We start from the raw sequence: 18,656 nt of genomic DNA on the forward strand, positions 1-18,656 counted from the left end.
AAGCAGAATGGGTGCCAGACTCAGCGCGGATAGGCATCACTATTAACCCAGGCATGGTCTTTTTCCCAGGTGAACTTCCACAGGCGGATCGGACCGGCCATAACGTTCAGATAGTAGTTATTGTAACCTGCGAGCGTTGCTACCGGGTGATAACCGCGTGGCACCGTTACCACATCCCGGTTATAGGCGGCCATACATTCATCCAGCGTGCGATCGTCAGTATAAACACGCTGCATGGCAAAGCCCTGCTCGGGATCGAATCGATGGTAGTAAGTCTCTTCCAGGTAAGTTTCGTTTGAATTTTCCTGGTCATGCTTATGACTGGGGTAAGAGCTGCTGTCACCTTCGTCGGTATACACTTCGACCACCAGCAAGCTGTCGGCTGGTTCATTATCGGGCAGAATATTATGTACCAGACGCTTGTTTCTGCCCTTACCGCGCTGCTCAACGCCTACGTCAGCGGGGGAAATCAGGCGGGCGGGCAGAGAGCCATGGCCCGGTGCGTTACACACGGCCAGTTCCAGGTCGGTATCAGCCCGGACCTCAACCCTGTCATTATGCGGAACATACACTGAATAGGGCGGAGTACGTTCGAACGGGGACATGCGTTTGCCGATGCCGGGGAATTCGGCATTACGCGTTTTAACTGAGGCAATACCGGCGACCAGTACCAGACAAAGTTCCCTGTCGCCGCTCTCAAGATTCAGCGTCTGACCCTTTTTCAACTGGTAGGCATCAAAGCCTACGTAGCGCCAGCCCGCACTTTCCGGCGTAACGTGCTGGATACGGCCCTGCGCATCCGGCTGCTGTACTTTGGATAGCAATGACATTCTGCTGCTCCTTATATTGTGACCAAAAAGGCGCGGCGGCGGCATCAACAAAACCGAGGCAATAAATCCCGCTCTGCCGGTCTGCTAACGCCTTACCGCAACGCCTGTGCTTTATAAACGGGGGTTATCCCAGCGTTGGCATACTGAACTCAGATACGGTCTTTTGCCCGCTCGGCCAGCGTACGGTGGCCGTTTTCATGCGGGTGTAGAAACGAACGCCATCCGGCCCGTGGACGTTTAGCGCACCAAATACGGAGCGCTTCCAGCCACCGAAGCTGTGGAAGGCCATGGGTACCGGCACAGGTACGTTCACGCCAACCATGCCCGCCTGAACCTCACGCACAAAGTCGCGTCCGGTGTGACCGTTACTGGTAAAGATGGCGCTGCCGTTGCCAAACTCGTGGCTGTTGACCAGCTTCAGCGCGCTGGCGTAGTCCGGGGCGCGCATGATGCTCAGCACCGGGCCAAAAATCTCTTCACGCCAGATAACCATCTCATCGGTGACGTTATCAAACAGCGTGCCGCCTACGTAGTAACCCTCGGTATAGCCCGAGACCTGGCAGTTACGTCCGTCCACGACCAGCTTCGCACCCTCTTCAACGCCCTTGTCGATATAGCCCAGCACTTTCTTCTGGTGCGCGGCGGACACCACCGGTCCCATCTCATTCTCTTCGCTACCCTTCTGGATACCTGGGCCAACGCGCAGCGCCTTAATTTTCGGCGTCAGGGCGGCAATCAGCTTATCCGCCGTATCGTCCCCGACCGCGACCACTACCGGCAGCGCCATACAGCGCTCGCCCGCCGAGCCAAAGGCTCCCCCCATGATGGCATTGACGGTGGCGTCCAAATCCGCATCGGGCATGACGATGGCGTGGTTTTTCGCCGCGCCAAAAGCCTGCACACGCTTACCGTGAGCGCTGGCCGTTTTATAGATATGTTCAGCTACGCCAGACGAGCCAACGAAGCTTACCGCCTGTACGCGTGGGTCTTTATACAACTGCTCTGCATCTTCATTTGAGCAATGAACAACGTTAAATACCCCATCCGGCAGGCCGGCTTCGGTCAGCAACTCCGCCATGCGCACTGCGGCAGACGGGTCCAGCGCAGGGGGCTTCAGGACAAAGGTATTGCCACAGGCCAGTGCGATGGGGAACATCCAGAGCGGCACCATCGCGGGGAAGTTGAAGGGGGTAATACCGGCGACCACGCCCAGCGGCTGCATCAGGGAATAGCTGTCCACCCCGGTTGCCACGTCAGCTGAATTTTCACCCTTTATAAGGTGAGGAATACCGCAGGCGAACTCGACAACCTCAATTCCGCGCGTCAGCTCACCCAGCGCATCGGACCACACCTTTCCATGTTCACTGACGATGAGGGCTGCAAGCTCTTCCCGATGCTGTTCCATCAGGTTCTTAAAGTTAAACAGCACGCGAGCGCGGCGCAAAGGCGATGTACGGGACCAATCTTCAAAGGCATTGTGTGCCACTTCGATCGCTTTAGTTACCTCTTCTGCGGTGCTCTGTGTCAGTTCACGAACCGTTTTACCGGTGGCCGGATCGTAAACCGGAATGGTTTCATTGCTGGCGCTCAGAGACGTTTTCCCGCCAATAAAATTTCCTACGATAGTCATGTTCTGGCCTCTTAGATGTGGGTATTCCCTGCAGGCAGCCGCTGGTAAGCGTCCGTTGCCTGGCTGGATAACTGCCGAATGCGTGAAATGACAGTATTATATTGGAATGAATTTTTCAAATATTAAACTTTAGAAAATTCATTTTTAGTGCAGTGGATCGCATTTTCACTTTTTAGAACGCAATCAATTACTAAAGAGGCGGTGAACCCGCCTGACCCGCGTTAACCTAAGGAATTATCTTAAGTTTTAGGGGAGTTAGCGGCCAGATGGAGACGACATAATCAGCCTCTTCGGCAAGCCATACTCTGGGCTTTTTGCTCCCTTTCAACCGGCCAGAGGCGAAAATTTGAGAGGGCGATCTAAAAATTTAAATTTCAATATTCACCATTCGTGAAATAAATGTTCTCTTATGCCCATCTAAGGTGACTGACCGTCAGAAATCAGGCTCGCAGGGATTCACCCTACTCTCTTTACATTTAGCAGGAGTTGCAAAATGGCCATCGAATCATCCCGTTTCTGTGTAAACCGTAAAATCGCCCCTAACCTGGGGATAGAAGCATTTTTTAAAATGGTCCACGGTCTTGGCCTGACCAAAGTTGAACTGCGCAATGATATGCGCGGCGGTAAGGTAACGGATCATCTGAGCTATGCCGAAGTCAGCGCGCTGGCGCAGCGTTATGGCCTGGAGATTGTCACCATCAACGCCGTTTATCCCTTTAACCAGCCTGACGATGCGCTGTTAGCGAAAACTGAAGGCCTGCTGAAAGACGCCAGGGGCGTGGGGGCAAAGGCACTGGTACTCTGTCCATTGAACGACGGGACGCAGGTTAGTCCTGAAGAAACCGTCAGCGCATTGCAGAAGCTGGCGCCGCTTTTTGAGAAATATGGCATTGAAGGGCTGGTTGAGCCGCTGGGCTTCCCCATCAGCTCTCTGCGTTCTGCCGTGCAGACGCAGGCGCTAATTCGCGACGCGCGCGTTCCTTTTAAACTGCTGCTGGACACCTTCCATCATCATCTGTACGAAAAGGCGGAAGAAGAGTTTGAGAGCGGTATTGATATTGCTGGTATCGGGCTTGTTCACCTCTCCGGCGTGGAGGATGACCGTCCGACCAGTGAACTGACGGACGAAGAACGCATTATGCTCAGCGAGGGCGACCTGCTGAAGAGTGTGTCTCAGGTACGTCGCCTGGAAGCCATGGGATATAAAGGCATCTATGCGTTTGAACCCTTCTCAACGGCAATGGAAAACTGGAGCGAAGCAGACATCGTGCGTGAGATCCAACAGAGCATGGCGCTGCTTCAGGGCTAAACACCCTAATACGAGAGCGGCTGGTCTGTTAGCGTGCCTGGTGGCTGAGTACCGCTTCTGGTCAGAACAGGGGAAAAGGCGCTAGCCTATTCCCCTTCGATACACTCCTCACTTTTACTCTGCGACTGACGTTTCAGCCTCCAGGTTAGCAGCATGCCCAGACAAACCAGCAGTCCACTTAGCAAGTAGATAACCGGTATGCCCAGATAGCTCATCACGAATCCGGCAAGCGGGCCGGTTACGCCCAGAGACAAATCCATAAAGGCAGTGTAGGTTGCTAATGCACTGCCCTGATTCTGGGGTGGTACGGCTTTAACCGCCACTACGCCCACGGCCGGAAACACCAGTGAGAACCCGGCTCCGGTGAGTAAAGCACCCAGCTTTGCCACCCAGGGTTCGGCTGAACCCCAGACAAGGAATAATCCTGCCGCCTCAACGGCAAAACACACCAGCGCCACGACCAGTCCACCGTGGCGGTTGATAGCGTTAGGAAACAGCAGTCGCGTCCCCACAAACGCGGCGCTAAACAGCGTCAGCGCCCAGGCGGCACCGTCCCACCCCTTATCCTGATAGAACAGCGTAATAAAAGTGGCTATTACCCCGAATCCCGCCGACCCCAGCGCAAGAATAAAACCGTAGCCCCAAAGCCGCCCCAGCACCGCCCGAAAAGGCAGCTGCTTGCCCCTGCTGCTTTTCACGCTCGCTCGCGGCAGCGCAAGCACAATCGCCACAAAGGCGATAACAGCGATCACCGAGGCCAGCAGCAGCAGGCCGCCCCAGCGATAGATTGCCACGCCCAACGGCGCACCCACCGCCATAGCCCCGTAGGTGAAAATACCATTCCAGGAGATCACTCGCCCAATATGCAGCGAGCCAACCACGCTGACCCCCCAGAGCGTTGAGCCAGTCCCGGCGAAGCTTTGTCCAACCCCCAGAATCACTCTGCCAACGCATAACAGGAGCAGGCTCAGAATGGGGATCCCTGCGCCCAGCGCCGCCAGCAGACTGAAAATTCCGCTCAGAAAGCAGCCGCAAAGCCCGATGATGACCACTCTTTTAGCGCCCCACAGATCGGCGAAGCGCCCGGAATAAGGCCGGCTGATTAGCGTGGAAAAATATTGCAGGCTGACAACCAGTCCTGCCCAGAAAGGGCTGTAGCCCATGACATCATGTACATAGCCGGGCAAAACGGCCAGCGGCAACCCGATGGTCAGATAGCTGGCAAAGTTGAACATCACGACGGAGATAATACGCAGATTCAGGCGAAAAGCGTTAGGGGCCGCCTCCGCTCCGGGTTGTTCAGGCATGGAAAGCGATACCCTTTCAGGAAAAGCACAAGGTTGCACTATACCTGGTTTTAACGGCGAAGATCACTCCTCTGTCTGTTGCTCCCCCTAAACCAGGCTTTAAGGGAGTCAGCAACCAGCCTCAAAGGGGCCAGCGTAAGTCAGAAAAAGAGCCTGACTGACGCGAAAAGGCCACTGCCGATACACATTAACGGTCAATAAACGTGCTAAGTACTACGAACTTTCTTAAATTCAGCAAGTTAGCCGGTAAAGGCGCTAAGCTTTGTATCAATATTATTGCCCGGAGAAGCCATGAGCGAGCTGCAGCAGGAGAAGATAGGGCAGAATATGCTGCTGAAAATGGCCATGCTGGTCGTCATTCTGGCCGGGATCAAAGCGGCCTCGGAAATTTTGGTACCCTTTCTGCTGGCACTGTTTCTGGCGATAGTGCTGAATCCGCTGGTGACGATACTGATGCGGCGCGGGGTCCGACGCGGCCTGGCGATTACGCTGGTGACGCTGGCCATGCTGGTTATTATTGCACTGCTGGTGGCAATGATTGCCGGTTCAATCAATGATTTCAGCGATATTTACCCGCAGATCCGCAGTCAGATGGCGCAAAAACTCGCTATCCTGCAGCATTTTGCCGCACCCTTTCATATTAATCTTTCTACCGACCGCATTATTGAACGTCTCGATCCCAGCTCGATGATGAATCTGGCCGGTACCCTGCTAAGTCAATTTTCCGGTGCAATGACCGGGACCGTGCTGCTGTTTATGACGGTCGTTTTTATGCTGTTTGAAGTTCATCATCTGCCCTATAAGCTGCGTTTCGCCCTGGTTAACCCGAAAATTCGCATTGCCGGCCTGCATAAGGCACTGAAAGGCGTGACGCACTATCTGGCGCTGAAAACGTTACTTAGCCTGATAACGGGTATTGCGGTCTGGCTGGTGCTGCTGCTGCTGGGCATCAAGTTTGCGCTGCTGTGGGGCGTGGTGGCTTTTGTGCTCAACTTTATTCCTAATATCGGTCCGGTGATTGCCGGTATCCCCCCTCTGCTTCAGGCTTTATTGCTTAACACGCCTTTTGACGCCGCACTGGTCGCCGCACTGTTTACCGTTATTCATATGGTGCTGGGCAATATGCTGGAACCGCGGATTATGGGGAAAGGCCTGGGACTCTCCAGCCTGGTGGTGTTCCTGTCGCTGATATTTTGGGGCTGGCTGCTGGGGCCGATCGGTATGCTGCTGTCGGTTCCGCTGACCTGCGTCTGTAAAATCCTGATGGAAACGACGCCAGGCGGCAGCAAGCTGGCGATTTTACTTGGCAACGGCAGGCCTCGTACCGTCCGCCTGAAGTAACCCTTCAGGCGCTTCTTACCTGCCCACTGCGATCGTCATCACGGCATCCTTTGCCGTTGCGCTTTATGCTGTGTTTAGCGGCTTTCTGCCTTAACTCTTCGATGATACAGGAGCTGAACATGGAACATACGTGGCGCTGGTATGGCCCGAACGACCCCGTTTCGCTGGATGATGCACGGCAGGCTGGCGCCACCGGCATTGTGACGGCCTTGCACCATATTCCCAACGGCGATGTCTGGCCCGTAGAGGAGATCAAAGCCCGCCAGGCGCTGCTGGCAGAGAAAAACCTGGTGTGGTCAGTGGTGGAAAGCATCCCTGTTCATGAGTCGATCAAAACGCATCGCGGCGATTACCCGCGTTTTATCGCTAACTATCAGCAATCTCTGCGAAATCTGGGCAACTGTGGGATAGATACCGTCTGCTACAACTTTATGCCGGTGCTGGACTGGACGCGGACCGACCTCGCCTGGCCACTGCCGTGCGGGGCCAAAGCGCTGCGCTTCGATGATACGGCCTTTGCCGCATTTGAGTTGCACATACTCAAACGCCCCGGTGCCGTGCAGGATTACGATCCGCAGGAACGGGAGCAGGCTGCTCGCTACTTCGCCGCGATGACCCCTGACGATGTGGAAACGCTAACCCGCAATATCATTGCCGGTCTGCCGGGTGCGGAAGAGGGCTATACGCTGGTGCAGTTTCAGGCGCAGCTTGCGCAGTATGAGGGGATCGATAAAGCCAAACTGCGTGAGCACATGGCAGAATTTTTGCGGGCGATTGTACCGGTCGCGGAAGCTTCAGGCATCAGGCTGGCGGTGCATCCGGACGATCCACCGCGATCGCTGCTCGGCCTGCCGCGCATCGTTTCTACCCAGGAAGATCTCCAGTGGCTGAAGGAGGCGGTAGACAGCCGTCATAACGGCTTCACCTTCTGTACCGGATCGCTTGGGGTTCGGGCTGATAACGATCTGGTCAACATGGCCGCGACCTTTGCCGATCGGATCCATTTCGCGCATTTACGTTCCACGCAGCGCGAAGACAACCCGAAAAGCTTTCATGAGGCCGCCCACCTCGGTGGCGACGTGGACATGGTGGGCGTGGTTAAGGCTATTCTGGCCGAGGAGCAGCGTCGTCGTCGGGAGGGTGATAGCCGCCCTATTCCCATGCGGCCCGACCACGGGCATCAGATGCTGGACGACCTGCATAAAAAAACCAACCCCGGCTATTCTGCCATTGGTCGGCTTAAAGGACTGGCAGAGGTTCGCGGCGTTGAGGTTGCGCTTCAACAACTCTTTTACAGCGATAGCTAACGCGTACCCTGAACCGGTTGCCATGATCACTCACCGCTCCGGTCTACCCCTGAGGATGACCGGACCGGGCCGCCCGATCAACGATAAAAAAACCGCAATTCACTGTAGCCGGGCCTCAAAGACGCTGGTATCGGTGATCGCCTGTACGTCCACCTTCTGCGGCAGAATCGCCAGCGAAGAGAACAGATCGGAGACGCCCTGTACTTTCTTAATATCCTCTGCGGAGACCGGCCTGATGCCGTGAGAAATCCGCGCCGTGATCGGTGCCGACGCCTGCGGTGAAAGACGGGTAAGCGCAGCATAAACCTGATTATAGTCGTCGGGATGCGCAATTCCCCAGGCCCGCGCCTTCGCCAGTCGGCGGGCAAAGTCGGCAATAGCCAGCCGCTTAAGGGGATCTTTTAGCGAGCTGTCGGTGGCGGTCACAAATGACAGTGCGGTCGTCAGCCCTTTACTGTCGCGAAGCAGGCGTGCGCCGTGCTGTTCGGCGATGCCCAGATAGGGATCGAAGGTGGCCCAGGCCGCAATCTGACCGGAGTTAAACGCCGCGCTGGCGTCAACGGGCAGGACAAAGCGAACCGGGACCGCCTCTCTTTTGATGCCCGCCTCCTGCAACGCGCCATAGAGCAGATGCTGCGAAATGCTGCCGCGCGCCGAGGAAACGACAACGGTTTTCCCTGCCAGATCCCTCACGCTGTGGACCGGAGAATCGGCCGGGACAATCAGCCCGTTAGATCCCGCGTCTCCCACGTTGGTTGCGATGATTTTAAGATCCACCCCGCCAGCGGCAGCCATCAGTACCGGCAGGTCTCCGGCGTAAGAGGTATCAACCGCCCCCGCCCGCTGCGCTTCAAAGAGCGGTGCGGCGCCCTGAAAATTGGCCCAGCGATAGTGATAAGACGCACCTTTCATCGCGCCGGATGCCTCCACCAGCGAACGCAAATTACGGGCCTGATCGCCCAGCACCAGCGTGACGCCGGAGAGATCCTCTGCCGCGCTGGCAGTAACGGAAACGCAGAGCAGTAAAGCCGTCAATAGCGATTTATACATGGTGTCTCTTCCCCCTGTCAGAGTGCGTTTCGCTGTAGCTGACGGACGTAAGCATCCCAGTGCAGGAGATACTTTTTGTTTCTGATGCCATTATCAAACGCCAGCGCGGCCTTTTCCGCTACCGCATCCGGGATAATACTCAGCGCAGCCCCGCCGGACTGTGCGGCTATTTGCGCAACGCACGCCCGCTCCAGATAGTAGAGATTGTAAAACGCTTCCTCCAAATCCCGGCCACAGGTCAGCAGACCGTGATTACGCAGGATCAGCGCGTTGAGATCGCCCAAATCGGCCACGATGCGCTGCTGCTCATCGAGATCCAGCGCAATCCCTTCATAATCGTGATAGGCAAGACGGCGGTGAAAGCGCGTGCTGTGCTGGGAGATCATCAACAGCCCCTGCTGCTGAGCCGCTACGCCTATGCCCGCCGCAGTATGGGTGTGCAGGACGGCGTGGGTTTCCGGGCGGGCGCGATGAATCGCACTGTGGATCACATAACCCGCAGGATTGATCCCCGACCCGGTAGGATCGTCGATAATTTCGCCATCAATATCAATTTTGACCAGCGTTTCAGGCGTAATCTCATCAAAGGTCTGGCCGTAAGCGTTGATCAGGAAATGCGGGAGTTCACCCGGTACGCGCAGGGAGAAGTGAGTATAAATATGATCCGTCCAGCGCAATTTTGCCGCCAGGCGATAGCACTGCGCCAGTTTAACGCGTGCTCGCCACTCCGCATCGGAAATACGGGCTCGCAGACCCGTTGCCGCATTCAATTCGGTAACCTCTGCCATTCATTTTTCTCCTGACCTGTTAAACGCGGACGGGCCGCGGACAGGGCATCCTGGCACAGGAGAAAATACCGGGGAAATAATGAATATGACAATAAACTGCATAATATTGACTAAGGAATATGCACAAAGTTTATTTTTCCACTGCCCGCCAATATTTATCTGTCGGCACAGCGGACATGCTATTTTACCGCCAACCGTGCGTATAAAATTGGGTGAAAACAGGAAGACGATATGGACTCTCTTTTATTAAAGGGACGTGAACGTAAGGGACTTTACCTGACACTGGCGGGCCTGCTGCCTTTGCTGCTCTGTCTTGTTTTTACCGGTATCGAAGCCACGCAGATTATCCAGCGCCAGCAGGCCGTCACCGCCGAAATGCTGTTAAACCAGTCCGAGGCCATCAGCGATCATGCCTGGAAGATGATTGCCCAGCTACAGCAGTTCTCCGGAAAACCCTGTGAAGAGATTAACGATCGACTCCAGCGCTTTTCGGCTATCTACCCCTATTTCCGCTCCGTAGGCACTATCCAGCACGATACCATCACCTGCTCCTCCGCATTCGGCAGCAAGCAGGGCAATATTACAATCCTGCTTCAGCGTCCGCCGCCTGAAAACCGGAGGACTTCCTGGGTCCTCTCTCTGGCGGGCACCTATAGCGTCAGGGATCGTCCGGCAGTGATCTTTGTCCGCGACGGGCCGGAGGGCTCCAGCAGCTTTGCCCTGGTCGATGGCCAGTACCTTCACGATTTTATGAACGCAGTAGGTAAAAGCCACGGCTACCGTATCGCCATTCAGTTCGGCGGCGGATTTCGCATTACGCGCGGCAACATCCCCAGCGCGGGCGAGGGGTTTATTCACGCCAACACCTATACCGCGACCTCCAAACGTTACCCTATCGTCGTTAGTGTGACCTCGCCGCCTGCGGATACCGCCTATACCTGGCGACAGGGACTGTATACCTTCCTGCCGATGGCGCTCATCCTTTCGCTCCTGCTCATGACGGTGACCAGCAACTGGCTTAAACGGCGGCTCTCCTACGGCGACCTGATCCGCCGCGCCATTGCGCGTGACGAGTTCTCCGTTAATTACCAGCCGCTGTTTAATCTTGAAACCAACCGCTACGGCGGGGCGGAAGCATTGATGCGCTGGCAGCTGCCGGATGGCCGCTGGGCAAAGCCGGACCGCTTTATCAGCGCCGCAGAGTCAGAGGGGATGATTGTGCCGCTAACGCGGCATCTGCTGACGCTGATTATCAGAGATGTCCAGCACTGGCACGTACCGCCTGGATTCCACCTTGGGATCAACGTAGCGGCTGAGCATCTTCAGCACCCCGATTTTGTGCAGGATATCCGCGGCTTTGCCGCGCAGCTTGCTGCCCAAAAGCTGAATATCACTTTGGAACTGACCGAGCGGAGCCTGATCTCCGATGGCGATGACGTGGTGAAGAAGCTGCATCAGCTGCGTGCGGAAGGCATTCATATCGCGATTGATGACTTCGGCACCGGGCACTGTGCGCTGAGCTATCTCCAGACCTTTCCGCTGGACTACCTCAAGGTGGATCGCGGCTTTGTTAACGCCATCGAGTTTGCCGGGGGTGAAGCGCCGATTCTGGATGCGATTATTAATCTTAGCCAGAAGCTGGGGCTTAAAATTGTCGCAGAAGGCGTCGAAACGCCGGTCCAGCTCGACTACCTTAAAGCACGCGGCGTTATCCATATTCAGGGCTATCTCTTTGCTCACCCTATGACCAGCAGTGCGCTGATGGCGTGGTTGCAGAGCACAAACCCAGCCCCGCCTTATCCGCTATAAATCTGACCGCGTTCGGGACGATCTCACGGGCCGATTATGTGGTTAAGCCGCGTCGGATCCCGTCAGAAATTATGTTACGCGACCAGAAAACGATATACTGATAACAGAAAAGGGCGGGTTGATAGACGATTCCACCCGCCGCTTTTCACTTTCTGCCTGGCTATAGACCACAGATAATTTGTACCCTGAACCGCTGTAATTCGTTCATTTCAGACGGTTTATGGGAGAATTCTAACTGGGAAACAGACTATTACAGGGGTTTTATGAAGCTACGTAGGAAGCGTGTTAAGCCAATGGGCTTAAAAGACGTAACGATCATTGATGATGCCAGGTTACGCAAGGCTATTACCGCCGCCTCGCTGGGTAACGCGATGGAGTGGTTCGACTTTGGGGTATACGGATTTGTCGCCTTTGCGCTAGGTCAGGTGTTCTTCCCCGGCGCCGATCCGGGCGTGCAGATGATTGCCGCACTGGCGACCTTCTCGGTACCTTTTCTTATCCGTCCGCTGGGTGGACTGTTTTTTGGCAGGCTGGGTGACAAATATGGCCGCCAGAAGATCCTTTCCATTACCATCATTATTATGTCGGTCAGTACCTTCTGTATTGGCCTGATCCCCTCCCATGCCTCCATCGGCATCTGGGCGCCTATTCTACTGCTGCTGTGTAAAATGGCTCAGGGCTTTTCCGTCGGGGGCGAATACACCGGTGCATCCATTTTCGTTGCCGAATACTCCCCGGACCGCAAGCGCGGCTTTATGGGCAGCTGGCTGGACTTCGGCTCAATTGTAGGATTTGTGCTGGGTGCCGGCCTCGTCGTGCTGATATCAACGGTTATTGGCGAAGCAAGGTTTCTGGAGTGGGGCTGGCGCGTGCCGTTCTTCGTCGCCCTGCCGCTGGGTCTTGTCGGGCTTTACCTGCGTAGCGCGCTGGAAGAAACACCGGCCTTCCAGCAGCACGTTGAAAAGCTTGAGCAGGGCGATCGTGAAGGGCTGGCTGACGGTCCTAAAGTTTCGTTTAAAGAGATTGCGACCAAACACTGGAAAAGCCTGCTGGCCTGTATCGGTCTGGTGCTCTCCACCAACGTCACCTATTACATGCTGCTGACGTACATGCCAAGCTACCTCACCCACAATCTTCACTACTCTGAAGATCACGGGGTGCTGATCATCATTGCCATTATGATTGGTATGCTGTTTATTCAACCGATTATGGGCCTGATGAGCGATAAATTTGGTCGTCGTCCCTTCGTGATCATCGGTAGTATCGCCCTGCTGTGTCTGTCCATTCCCTGCTTTATGCTGATTAACAGCAATGTGATGCCGCTGATTTTTGCCGGTCTGCTGATTCTGGCGGTGGTGCTTAACTGCTTTACCGGGGTGATGGCCTCGTCGCTGCCCGCGATGTTCCCTACGCACATCCGCTACAGCGCCTTAGCCAGTGCCTTTAACATCTCTATTCTGGTGGCAGGTCTGACGCCAACGCTGGCCGCCTGGCTGGTTGAAGCGACCAACAACCTCTATATGCCTGCCTATTATCTGATGATTGTTGCCATCGTGGGCCTGGTAACCGGTATCATGATGAAAGAGACGGCCAATATGCCACTGCGCGGTGCCACGCCAGCGGCCTCAGATATGGCCGAGGCAAAAGAGCTGTTGCAGGAGCATCACGATAACATCGAGACTAAAATCGGTGATATCAGCGAGCAGATTGCCGAGCTGGAAGAGAAGCGTAAGCACCTGATCAACCAGCATCCGAATATCAACGAGTAATCCACGCCGAAGCGCAATAAGCGCTTAACACAGACTGCACCCCAAAGGTTGGCTTGCCAACTGAGTAAGGTGCAGTTTTTTTTGGTCTGTCACTGCGCGGTCGTCCAGTAGGTTCCGGTCTGTGGCACCGTCAAAAAGTCACGGTTCATTTCATCCAGGGTTCGCTGCGGATCCAGATCGCTAAACAGCTGGGGATGGAAGAATTTCGCGAAAATCTCTACATCCAGCAGATGCCAGGGACTCATATAGAAATTGTGCCACACCGCCAGCGTCCTGCCACTGCGCACCGCCGACAGCTGGGAGACGACGGGATCGCGGCTCAGCACCTGACGAAAACTTGCCCTTGCCTGCCCGGCGCTAACGTCAGGGCCAAGCTGCAGCTGATTCTTCTGTCCCGGCCCCGCCATGCCGGTGGCCAGCCAGAGCGTCGGATTGGCCGTAACGATCGCCTCCGGGCTGAGCTGCCCGAAGACGCTGGCAAACCGCCCTGCCGCAATGTTATTTCCCCCGGCATAGGTGATGAGATCGGCCAGATTGCCGTGGCTGACCGTGGTACAGCAGGTTTCCCGCCGTCCGATATGCAGCTGTAACATAACGCCGGGCCGTTCTGGCTGCGCCTGATCCAACCTCTGCCTGATCTGCTGCATATGCTGCTGGTAAAAAGCAATAAAGCGCCCGGCCTTCGCGCTGTCATTAAGGGCCTGGCCGAGGATCCTCAGGCTGGGGACGGTATTGGCGAGCTGGTCAACGCGCGTATCAATATAAATAACCGGGATACCCGCACGGGTCAGCTGAGCCTGAACGTCGTCGTGATTGCTCCCTTTTTTGGCGTATACCGGCAGAATGACCAGATCTGGCTTCAGGGCGATCGCCTTTTCCACGCTGATCTGACCGTAATTCGCCTGACCAATCACCGGGATGGCATTAATCTCCGGAAAGGCAGCGGTGTACCGCGCCCAGTTCTGGCTGTCCAGCTTTTTCAGGTCTCCGGGCCAGCCCACCACCCGCTTCGCCGGATTGCCCTCCTCAACCAGCGCCAGGGTATAAATCATCCGACTTTCCCCCACAATAATTCGCTGGGGATCGTCAGGGATGACCACGCTGCGCTGCAAAATATCGGTAATGGTTTTGGCCTGGGCCAGGCTGCCGATCAGCATCAGCAGCAGAAATAAACGTTTTCTCATTGCGCCCTCCGGAAAGCGATCAGAAATCTACCGATGCCTGCACATATACCACTCTCGGCTCGCCCTCAATCACCCGCAGGTTACCCGCGCTGGACTCGTAGTAGTGTTTGTTTAGCAGGTTGTTGATATTCAGCTTGAGCTGGGTATGTTTACCCACCAGCCTGCTGTCCCAGGCGATAAACGCATCGGCCACGGTATAGTCCGGCATAGTAAAGCTGTTCTCAGGATCGCCCGCCCGGCTGCCGACGTAGCGGCCACCGCCGCCCACGCGAAGTTCCCCCGGTAGCCAGGAGAAGCGCATGGCGTGGCTGAGATAAAGGCTGCCCATATTGCGCGGCGCGTTGACCAGGCGGTTACCGACGTTTTCAGGATTGACGCCGTCCTCAACAATCTCGGTTTTGTCGTAGCTGTAGGTGGCAATCAGGTTCCAGTCCTCTGCCAGCTCGCCGTTGACCTCAAGCTCTGCCCCGGTTGAGCGCGCTTTAGGAATGTCTCGCGTCACGCCGTTGATAAACACCGACATATCCTTTTCATCAATCCGGTACAGCGCCAGCGTGGCAGACAGCGCAGGCATGGCCTGCCACTTCGCGCCGACTTCCCACGTCGTACCTTTCTCGGTCGAGGCGACATTGCCGTTATCGTCCGTCTGGGTCGAGGGGGTAAAAGAGCGGCTGTAGCTGCCGTAAAGCGAAACGTCAGGCAGCACTTTATAGACCAGCCCCATCTGCGGTAAGAAGGCATCGCCGCGATCGTTAAGGGTGGTGACCGGGTTGTCAACGCCATGGCTGGCCGTCTGGGTGTAGCGCTGGAGGCGTCCGCCCAGCACCGCAATCCACTTATCAGTGAGGTGAATGCTGTCCTTCGCAAAGAGGGAGCGGCTGTAGAGGTTGGTGCGAATGTTGCTGACGGAATCCGCATAGGTGCTGCTGTTCAGCACCGGCTCCTCACCATAGACCGGATCGTACATATTGAAGGTTTTAGAGACTTTGCCCCGGTACGAGCGGGCTTTGTAGGTTTCGTTCTGCTCATAGTCCACCCCCAGCACCAGATCGTGCTGCCTGTTCCACAGGGTGGGGCTGCCGCCGATATCCCAGGACAGATAAGTGGTCTGGTGGTTAAAGCCGCGGTTGGCGTCGGCGCGACGGGAAACAATGCCGGTGGTGGTGTTAATCGCCGTCGCTCTGACCTCGTTACTGTCATAGCGGCGCTGCATCCAGGCATAGTTGAGGTGGGTGTCCCAGATATCATCCAGTGCCCAGGCGTAGTTGACGTTCAGCCGCTTATTTTTCCCCCACGCGTGGTTGGCGCTGTCATCCAGCCGCTGGTTATAGGGTACGTTGACCGGTTTCTTGTTGATAAACGCGGTGCCCCGATCGTAGGGCACGTCATATTTATATTCAACATAGCTGATATTGAACGACGCTTTTTCGCCGAACCAGCTGAGTGAGGGCGCGACTAACGTATGTTCATTAACGCCGAAGTTGCGCCAGTAATCTTCGCGCTGGCGCTCGGCGATCAGCCGAAAGGCAAAGCCGTTTCCCAGCGGGCCGGTAACGTCCACCCCGCCGGACCCCCCGCCAAAGCTGCTGGTTTCCCCGCTGACGTGCGTGTTCCACTCATACTGCGGTTTTTTACTGACCAGGTTGATTACCCCGCCCGGATTAAGAATACCGTAGAGCAGCGAAGCCGACCCTTTTAACACTTCGACGCGATCGATGGTGGCGTCCATCGACAGCCCCTGATTACTGCGTACGCCGTCAAGAAAAATGGAGCCGTCGGAGTTCGCGCCGAAGCCGCGCTTAACGAAGCCATCCTCGGTGCCGCCAAGGGTGTTCCCCTGAGTGACGCCGCTGACAAACTTAACCGCGTCGTTGACGCTTTTGACCTGATAGTCCCTGATGACCTGCGGGGTGACCACGCTAACGGACTGCGGCGTTTCACTGCGTGGTGCAGCCGTGCGGGTGGCAGTGGTGGCGCTATCTTCCGCGTAGCTGCCGGTCTGGCTGGCGGCATCGGCGGTAACGGTTAGCGTAGGATCTTTGTTTTCTTCCGCGACCGCGACTCCGCTGCAGGGCAGCGCAGTCAGCACGATCATACAGGAGGTCCCGGTGAGGCGATTAAAAGCAGAGCGAACCAATAAAAGTGATTTCATAAGATGAGTTACACAGGCGAACGTTATTTTTTGTTCGCGAATGGTAATCACTATCATTGGCATTATCAATTTAATTAACTGCGTGTATCCCCTCCAACTGCCATATTTTCAATCGCTGCGGCCATCTCTTTTATCGCCATCTGCGCCGCCCGGGAAAGCTGGCGTGAAGGGGCAATACAGAGAGCCAGCGTTAGCGGCCTGATATGCTTACCCTTCAGCGGAACAAAGCTGAGCTGACGATGCCTGACCTCCTCCAGCACGTCCAGCAGGCTGAGAACGCAGACGCTACCGCCTTGTTTGATGAGCGATTTTATCAGCCTGATATCATTGCAGACGATGGCATTTTCAGGCGCGAAGTTATGATAGCGATAGAGCGATCGGACCCGCTCATGCACCACCAGCGGTTCGCCAGGCAGAATATGCCTTTCGCCGCTCAGCTCGGCGGGGGAAAGCGCCTCGCGGTCTTTGAGTGGGTGGTCAGGCAGCATCACCACCCCCATCTCCAGCTCGGTAAAGGCAACCACCTCCAGCCCGCCCTGCCCCTGGGGATCGAGGATCAGCCCAAAATCAATTTCCGACTGCCGGATACGCTGGCTGATGGTCAGGCTGTCACCTACCGTCAGGTCCAGACTCAGCCCGCTGTGGGCTGATGCGATGTTCGCCAGGGCATCGGCCATGCAGCCTTCGTTAAGCGCCTGAATCATACCGATGCTCACATGCCCCCGCTTCAACCCTAAAATATCGTCAAAACGCTGGCGGGTGACGCGGAACTCCCGCTGCCAGCGCAGGATATTGTCATACAGCAGTTCCCCGGCGGTGGTCATCCTCAGCCCCTCGGGCAGGCGCTCGAAGAGCGGCGTACCAAAGGCGGCTTCCGCCTGGAGGATCTGTCGGTTGATCGCCGAAGCGGAAACGTGAAGTTTTTCCGCGGCCTTTCTGAGGCTGCCGCTTTTAGCCACTTCGGCAAAGTAGATAGCAAAGCGAGAAAATGGGCTCATAGCCGCTCCTGTAAACTTTTTTGCAACACCATAGTGAATATTTGCTGATGGATTGCAACACCCTTATCCGCACAGAATGAACTGACAATAACACCGTCAGCCAACGTCGCCGACATACTGTGAGCCACCGACAGGAAAATGCACTATGAACCCAACGCCTCCCGCACACTGTACGTTTGAGCCAGATGACTGGCTGCGCCTTGCCCGCCACTGGCATCCCGTCGCGCGCACCTGCGACGTCAGCGCCGCCCCGACCAAAGCGGTGCTGCTGGATGAGCAGCTGGTGCTTTACCGCGTGAAAGGCCAGGTTGTGGCGGCCAGGGACGTCTGTCCGCACCGTGGCGTGCCCCTGACGCTGGGTTTCAGTGACGAGGAGGGAATTATCTGCCCTTATCACGGGCTGCGCTTTGGTGAAAATGGCCGCTGTAATCGCATCCCGTCCAGCCCCGATCAGCCGATACCGGCCAAACTCAACCTCACCCCCTACGCGGTGGAAGAGCGTTACGGGCTGATCTGGGTCTGCCTGGCGCCCGAAGAGGGCAGCCCGGCCCCACTACCGGAGATGCCCCACTGGCTCGACGACGGTTTTCAGCAGATCACCTGCCCACCGTTCGACGTAGAGGGTTTTGCCGGGCGGCAGGTGGAGGGGTTTCTCGACGTGGCGCACTTTGCATGGATCCATACCGACACCTTTGCCGACCCCAACAATCAGGTGGTGCCAGCCTATAACCCGGTTGAAACGGCGCACGGTTTTACGGTCGATTACTGGAGCACGGTGGGTAACTATCCGGCCAGCTCCGACTTTCGCGCCCCGGAGGGGTTTAGCTGGCTGCGGCACTTTGAGATGCACCTGCCCTTCACCGCCACGCTGACCATCCATTTCCCTGGCGAAGCGCGGCTGGTGATTATGAACGCCGCCTCGCCGGTTTCGGCACGTAAAACGCGCATGTTTGCGCCGATCGCCCGCAATTTCGATCTGCATATTCCCGTTGAGGAGGTTCACGCCTTTAATCATCGCGTCTTTGAAGAGGACCGGCTGATGGTGGAAACGCAGCGCCCCGAGCGCCTGCCGCTCGACCTGACGCTTGAGGCCCATATTCCTGCCGATCGCAGCTCCATTGCCTACCGTCGTGGGCTGAAAAAGATGGGGTTTGGTGAATTCTTTCTGGTCTGAGGGGAAGC

At 56.2% G+C, this 18,656-nt stretch carries 14 protein-coding genes; 6 read left to right on the forward strand and 8 right to left on the reverse strand.

Going from position 1 to position 18,656, the window contains the following annotated elements; genetic code table 11:
- Window positions 1-20: 20 nt before the first annotated feature.
- Together iolB and A1830_RS00315 are read right to left on the reverse strand one after the other, a co-directional pair.
- Complete coding sequence (gene iolB, locus A1830_RS00310) at window positions 21-830, reverse strand: 5-deoxy-glucuronate isomerase (RefSeq protein ID WP_067700044.1); 810 nt, start codon at window positions 828-830, stop codon at window positions 21-23.
- A 124-nt stretch (window positions 831-954) separates the two neighbouring features.
- A complete protein-coding gene (locus A1830_RS00315; protein ID WP_067700047.1) occupies window positions 955-2,460 on the reverse strand; it encodes a CoA-acylating methylmalonate-semialdehyde dehydrogenase in 1,506 nt (501 codons plus the stop codon).
- Window positions 2,461-2,953: 493 nt separating this feature from the next.
- Here A1830_RS00315 and A1830_RS00320 point away from each other — a divergent pair, with 493 nt between their 5' ends.
- Complete coding sequence (locus A1830_RS00320; RefSeq protein ID WP_067700050.1) at window positions 2,954-3,769, forward strand: TIM barrel protein; 816 nt, start codon at window positions 2,954-2,956, stop codon at window positions 3,767-3,769.
- A gap of 86 nt (window positions 3,770-3,855) precedes the next feature.
- Here the strand turns inward: A1830_RS00320 and A1830_RS00325 are convergent, their stop codons facing one another.
- Window positions 3,856-5,076 carry an MFS transporter gene (locus A1830_RS00325; RefSeq protein WP_067700053.1) on the reverse strand — a complete coding sequence of 407 codons (1,221 nt, stop codon included), beginning with the start codon at window positions 5,074-5,076 and terminating at the stop codon, window positions 3,856-3,858.
- Window positions 5,077-5,367: 291 nt separating this feature from the next.
- Here A1830_RS00325 and A1830_RS00330 point away from each other — a divergent pair, with 291 nt between their 5' ends.
- Window positions 5,368-6,417 carry an AI-2E family transporter gene (locus A1830_RS00330; RefSeq protein ID WP_067700056.1) on the forward strand — a complete coding sequence of 350 codons (1,050 nt, stop codon included), beginning with the start codon at window positions 5,368-5,370 and terminating at the stop codon, window positions 6,415-6,417.
- Window positions 6,418-6,536: 119 nt separating this feature from the next.
- Window positions 6,537-7,724 carry a mannonate dehydratase gene (uxuA, locus tag A1830_RS00335; protein WP_067700059.1) on the forward strand — a complete coding sequence of 396 codons (1,188 nt, stop codon included), beginning with the start codon at window positions 6,537-6,539 and terminating at the stop codon, window positions 7,722-7,724.
- A gap of 99 nt (window positions 7,725-7,823) precedes the next feature.
- Here the strand turns inward: uxuA and A1830_RS00340 are convergent, their stop codons facing one another.
- Together A1830_RS00340 and A1830_RS00345 are read right to left on the reverse strand one after the other, a co-directional pair.
- On the reverse strand, window positions 7,824-8,774 hold the full coding sequence (locus A1830_RS00340; protein WP_067700062.1) for an ABC transporter substrate-binding protein: 951 nt from the start codon (window positions 8,772-8,774) through the stop codon (window positions 7,824-7,826).
- Between the two features lie 17 nt (window positions 8,775-8,791).
- Entirely contained in the window at window positions 8,792-9,562 is a 771-nt protein-coding gene (locus A1830_RS00345) for a class II aldolase/adducin family protein (protein WP_067700065.1), read from the reverse strand.
- A 231-nt stretch (window positions 9,563-9,793) separates the two neighbouring features.
- On the opposite strand from A1830_RS00345, the gene A1830_RS00350 reads away from it, so the two are divergent.
- Window positions 9,794-11,371, forward strand: coding sequence for an EAL domain-containing protein (locus A1830_RS00350; RefSeq protein ID WP_067700068.1), 1,578 nt, complete (start codon window positions 9,794-9,796; stop codon window positions 11,369-11,371).
- Window positions 11,372-11,634: 263 nt separating this feature from the next.
- Window positions 11,635-13,140, forward strand: a complete 1,506-nt coding sequence (gene proP / locus A1830_RS00355; protein ID WP_067700071.1) for a glycine betaine/L-proline transporter ProP — start codon at window positions 11,635-11,637, stop codon at window positions 13,138-13,140.
- 89 nt (window positions 13,141-13,229) lie between these two features.
- Here the strand turns inward: proP and A1830_RS00360 are convergent, their stop codons facing one another.
- The 3 genes from A1830_RS00360 to A1830_RS00370 form a co-directional block, all read right to left on the reverse strand.
- Complete coding sequence (locus A1830_RS00360) at window positions 13,230-14,324, reverse strand: ABC transporter substrate-binding protein (protein WP_067700074.1); 1,095 nt, start codon at window positions 14,322-14,324, stop codon at window positions 13,230-13,232.
- 19 nt (window positions 14,325-14,343) lie between these two features.
- Complete coding sequence (locus tag A1830_RS00365; RefSeq protein WP_067700077.1) at window positions 14,344-16,419, reverse strand: TonB-dependent siderophore receptor; 2,076 nt, start codon at window positions 16,417-16,419, stop codon at window positions 14,344-14,346.
- Window positions 16,420-16,550: 131 nt separating this feature from the next.
- Entirely contained in the window at window positions 16,551-17,474 is a 924-nt protein-coding gene (locus A1830_RS00370; protein WP_067700080.1) for a LysR family transcriptional regulator, read from the reverse strand.
- Window positions 17,475-17,619: 145 nt separating this feature from the next.
- Here A1830_RS00370 and hpxD point away from each other — a divergent pair, with 145 nt between their 5' ends.
- Window positions 17,620-18,648 carry a molybdenum cofactor-independent xanthine hydroxylase subunit HpxD gene (gene hpxD / locus A1830_RS00375; RefSeq protein WP_067700083.1) on the forward strand — a complete coding sequence of 343 codons (1,029 nt, stop codon included), beginning with the start codon at window positions 17,620-17,622 and terminating at the stop codon, window positions 18,646-18,648.
- Window positions 18,649-18,656: the final 8 nt, after the last annotated feature.

Origin of the sequence: Erwinia sp. ErVv1 (assembly GCF_900068895.1) — a bacterium.
Lineage (GTDB): Bacteria > Pseudomonadota > Gammaproteobacteria > Enterobacterales > Enterobacteriaceae > Erwinia.

Bases quoted from the DNA above. Each gene is read 5' to 3' on its own strand.
- iolB (WP_067700044.1), bottom strand. From the start codon at position 830: ATGTCATTGCTATCCAAAGTACAGCAGCCGGATGCGCAGGGCCGTATC.
- A1830_RS00315 (WP_067700047.1), bottom strand. From the start codon at position 2,460: ATGACTATCGTAGGAAATTTTATTGGCGGGAAAACGTCTCTGAGCGCC.
- A1830_RS00320 (WP_067700050.1), top strand. From the start codon at position 2,954: ATGGCCATCGAATCATCCCGTTTCTGTGTAAACCGTAAAATCGCCCCT.
- A1830_RS00325 (WP_067700053.1), bottom strand. From the start codon at position 5,076: ATGCCTGAACAACCCGGAGCGGAGGCGGCCCCTAACGCTTTTCGCCTG.
- A1830_RS00330 (WP_067700056.1), top strand. From the start codon at position 5,368: ATGAGCGAGCTGCAGCAGGAGAAGATAGGGCAGAATATGCTGCTGAAA.
- uxuA (WP_067700059.1), top strand. From the start codon at position 6,537: ATGGAACATACGTGGCGCTGGTATGGCCCGAACGACCCCGTTTCGCTG.
- A1830_RS00340 (WP_067700062.1), bottom strand. From the start codon at position 8,774: ATGTATAAATCGCTATTGACGGCTTTACTGCTCTGCGTTTCCGTTACT.
- A1830_RS00345 (WP_067700065.1), bottom strand. From the start codon at position 9,562: ATGGCAGAGGTTACCGAATTGAATGCGGCAACGGGTCTGCGAGCCCGT.
- A1830_RS00350 (WP_067700068.1), top strand. From the start codon at position 9,794: ATGGACTCTCTTTTATTAAAGGGACGTGAACGTAAGGGACTTTACCTG.
- proP (WP_067700071.1), top strand. From the start codon at position 11,635: ATGAAGCTACGTAGGAAGCGTGTTAAGCCAATGGGCTTAAAAGACGTA.
- A1830_RS00360 (WP_067700074.1), bottom strand. From the start codon at position 14,324: ATGAGAAAACGTTTATTTCTGCTGCTGATGCTGATCGGCAGCCTGGCC.
- A1830_RS00365 (WP_067700077.1), bottom strand. From the start codon at position 16,419: ATGATCGTGCTGACTGCGCTGCCCTGCAGCGGAGTCGCGGTCGCGGAA.
- A1830_RS00370 (WP_067700080.1), bottom strand. From the start codon at position 17,474: ATGAGCCCATTTTCTCGCTTTGCTATCTACTTTGCCGAAGTGGCTAAA.
- hpxD (WP_067700083.1), top strand. From the start codon at position 17,620: ATGAACCCAACGCCTCCCGCACACTGTACGTTTGAGCCAGATGACTGG.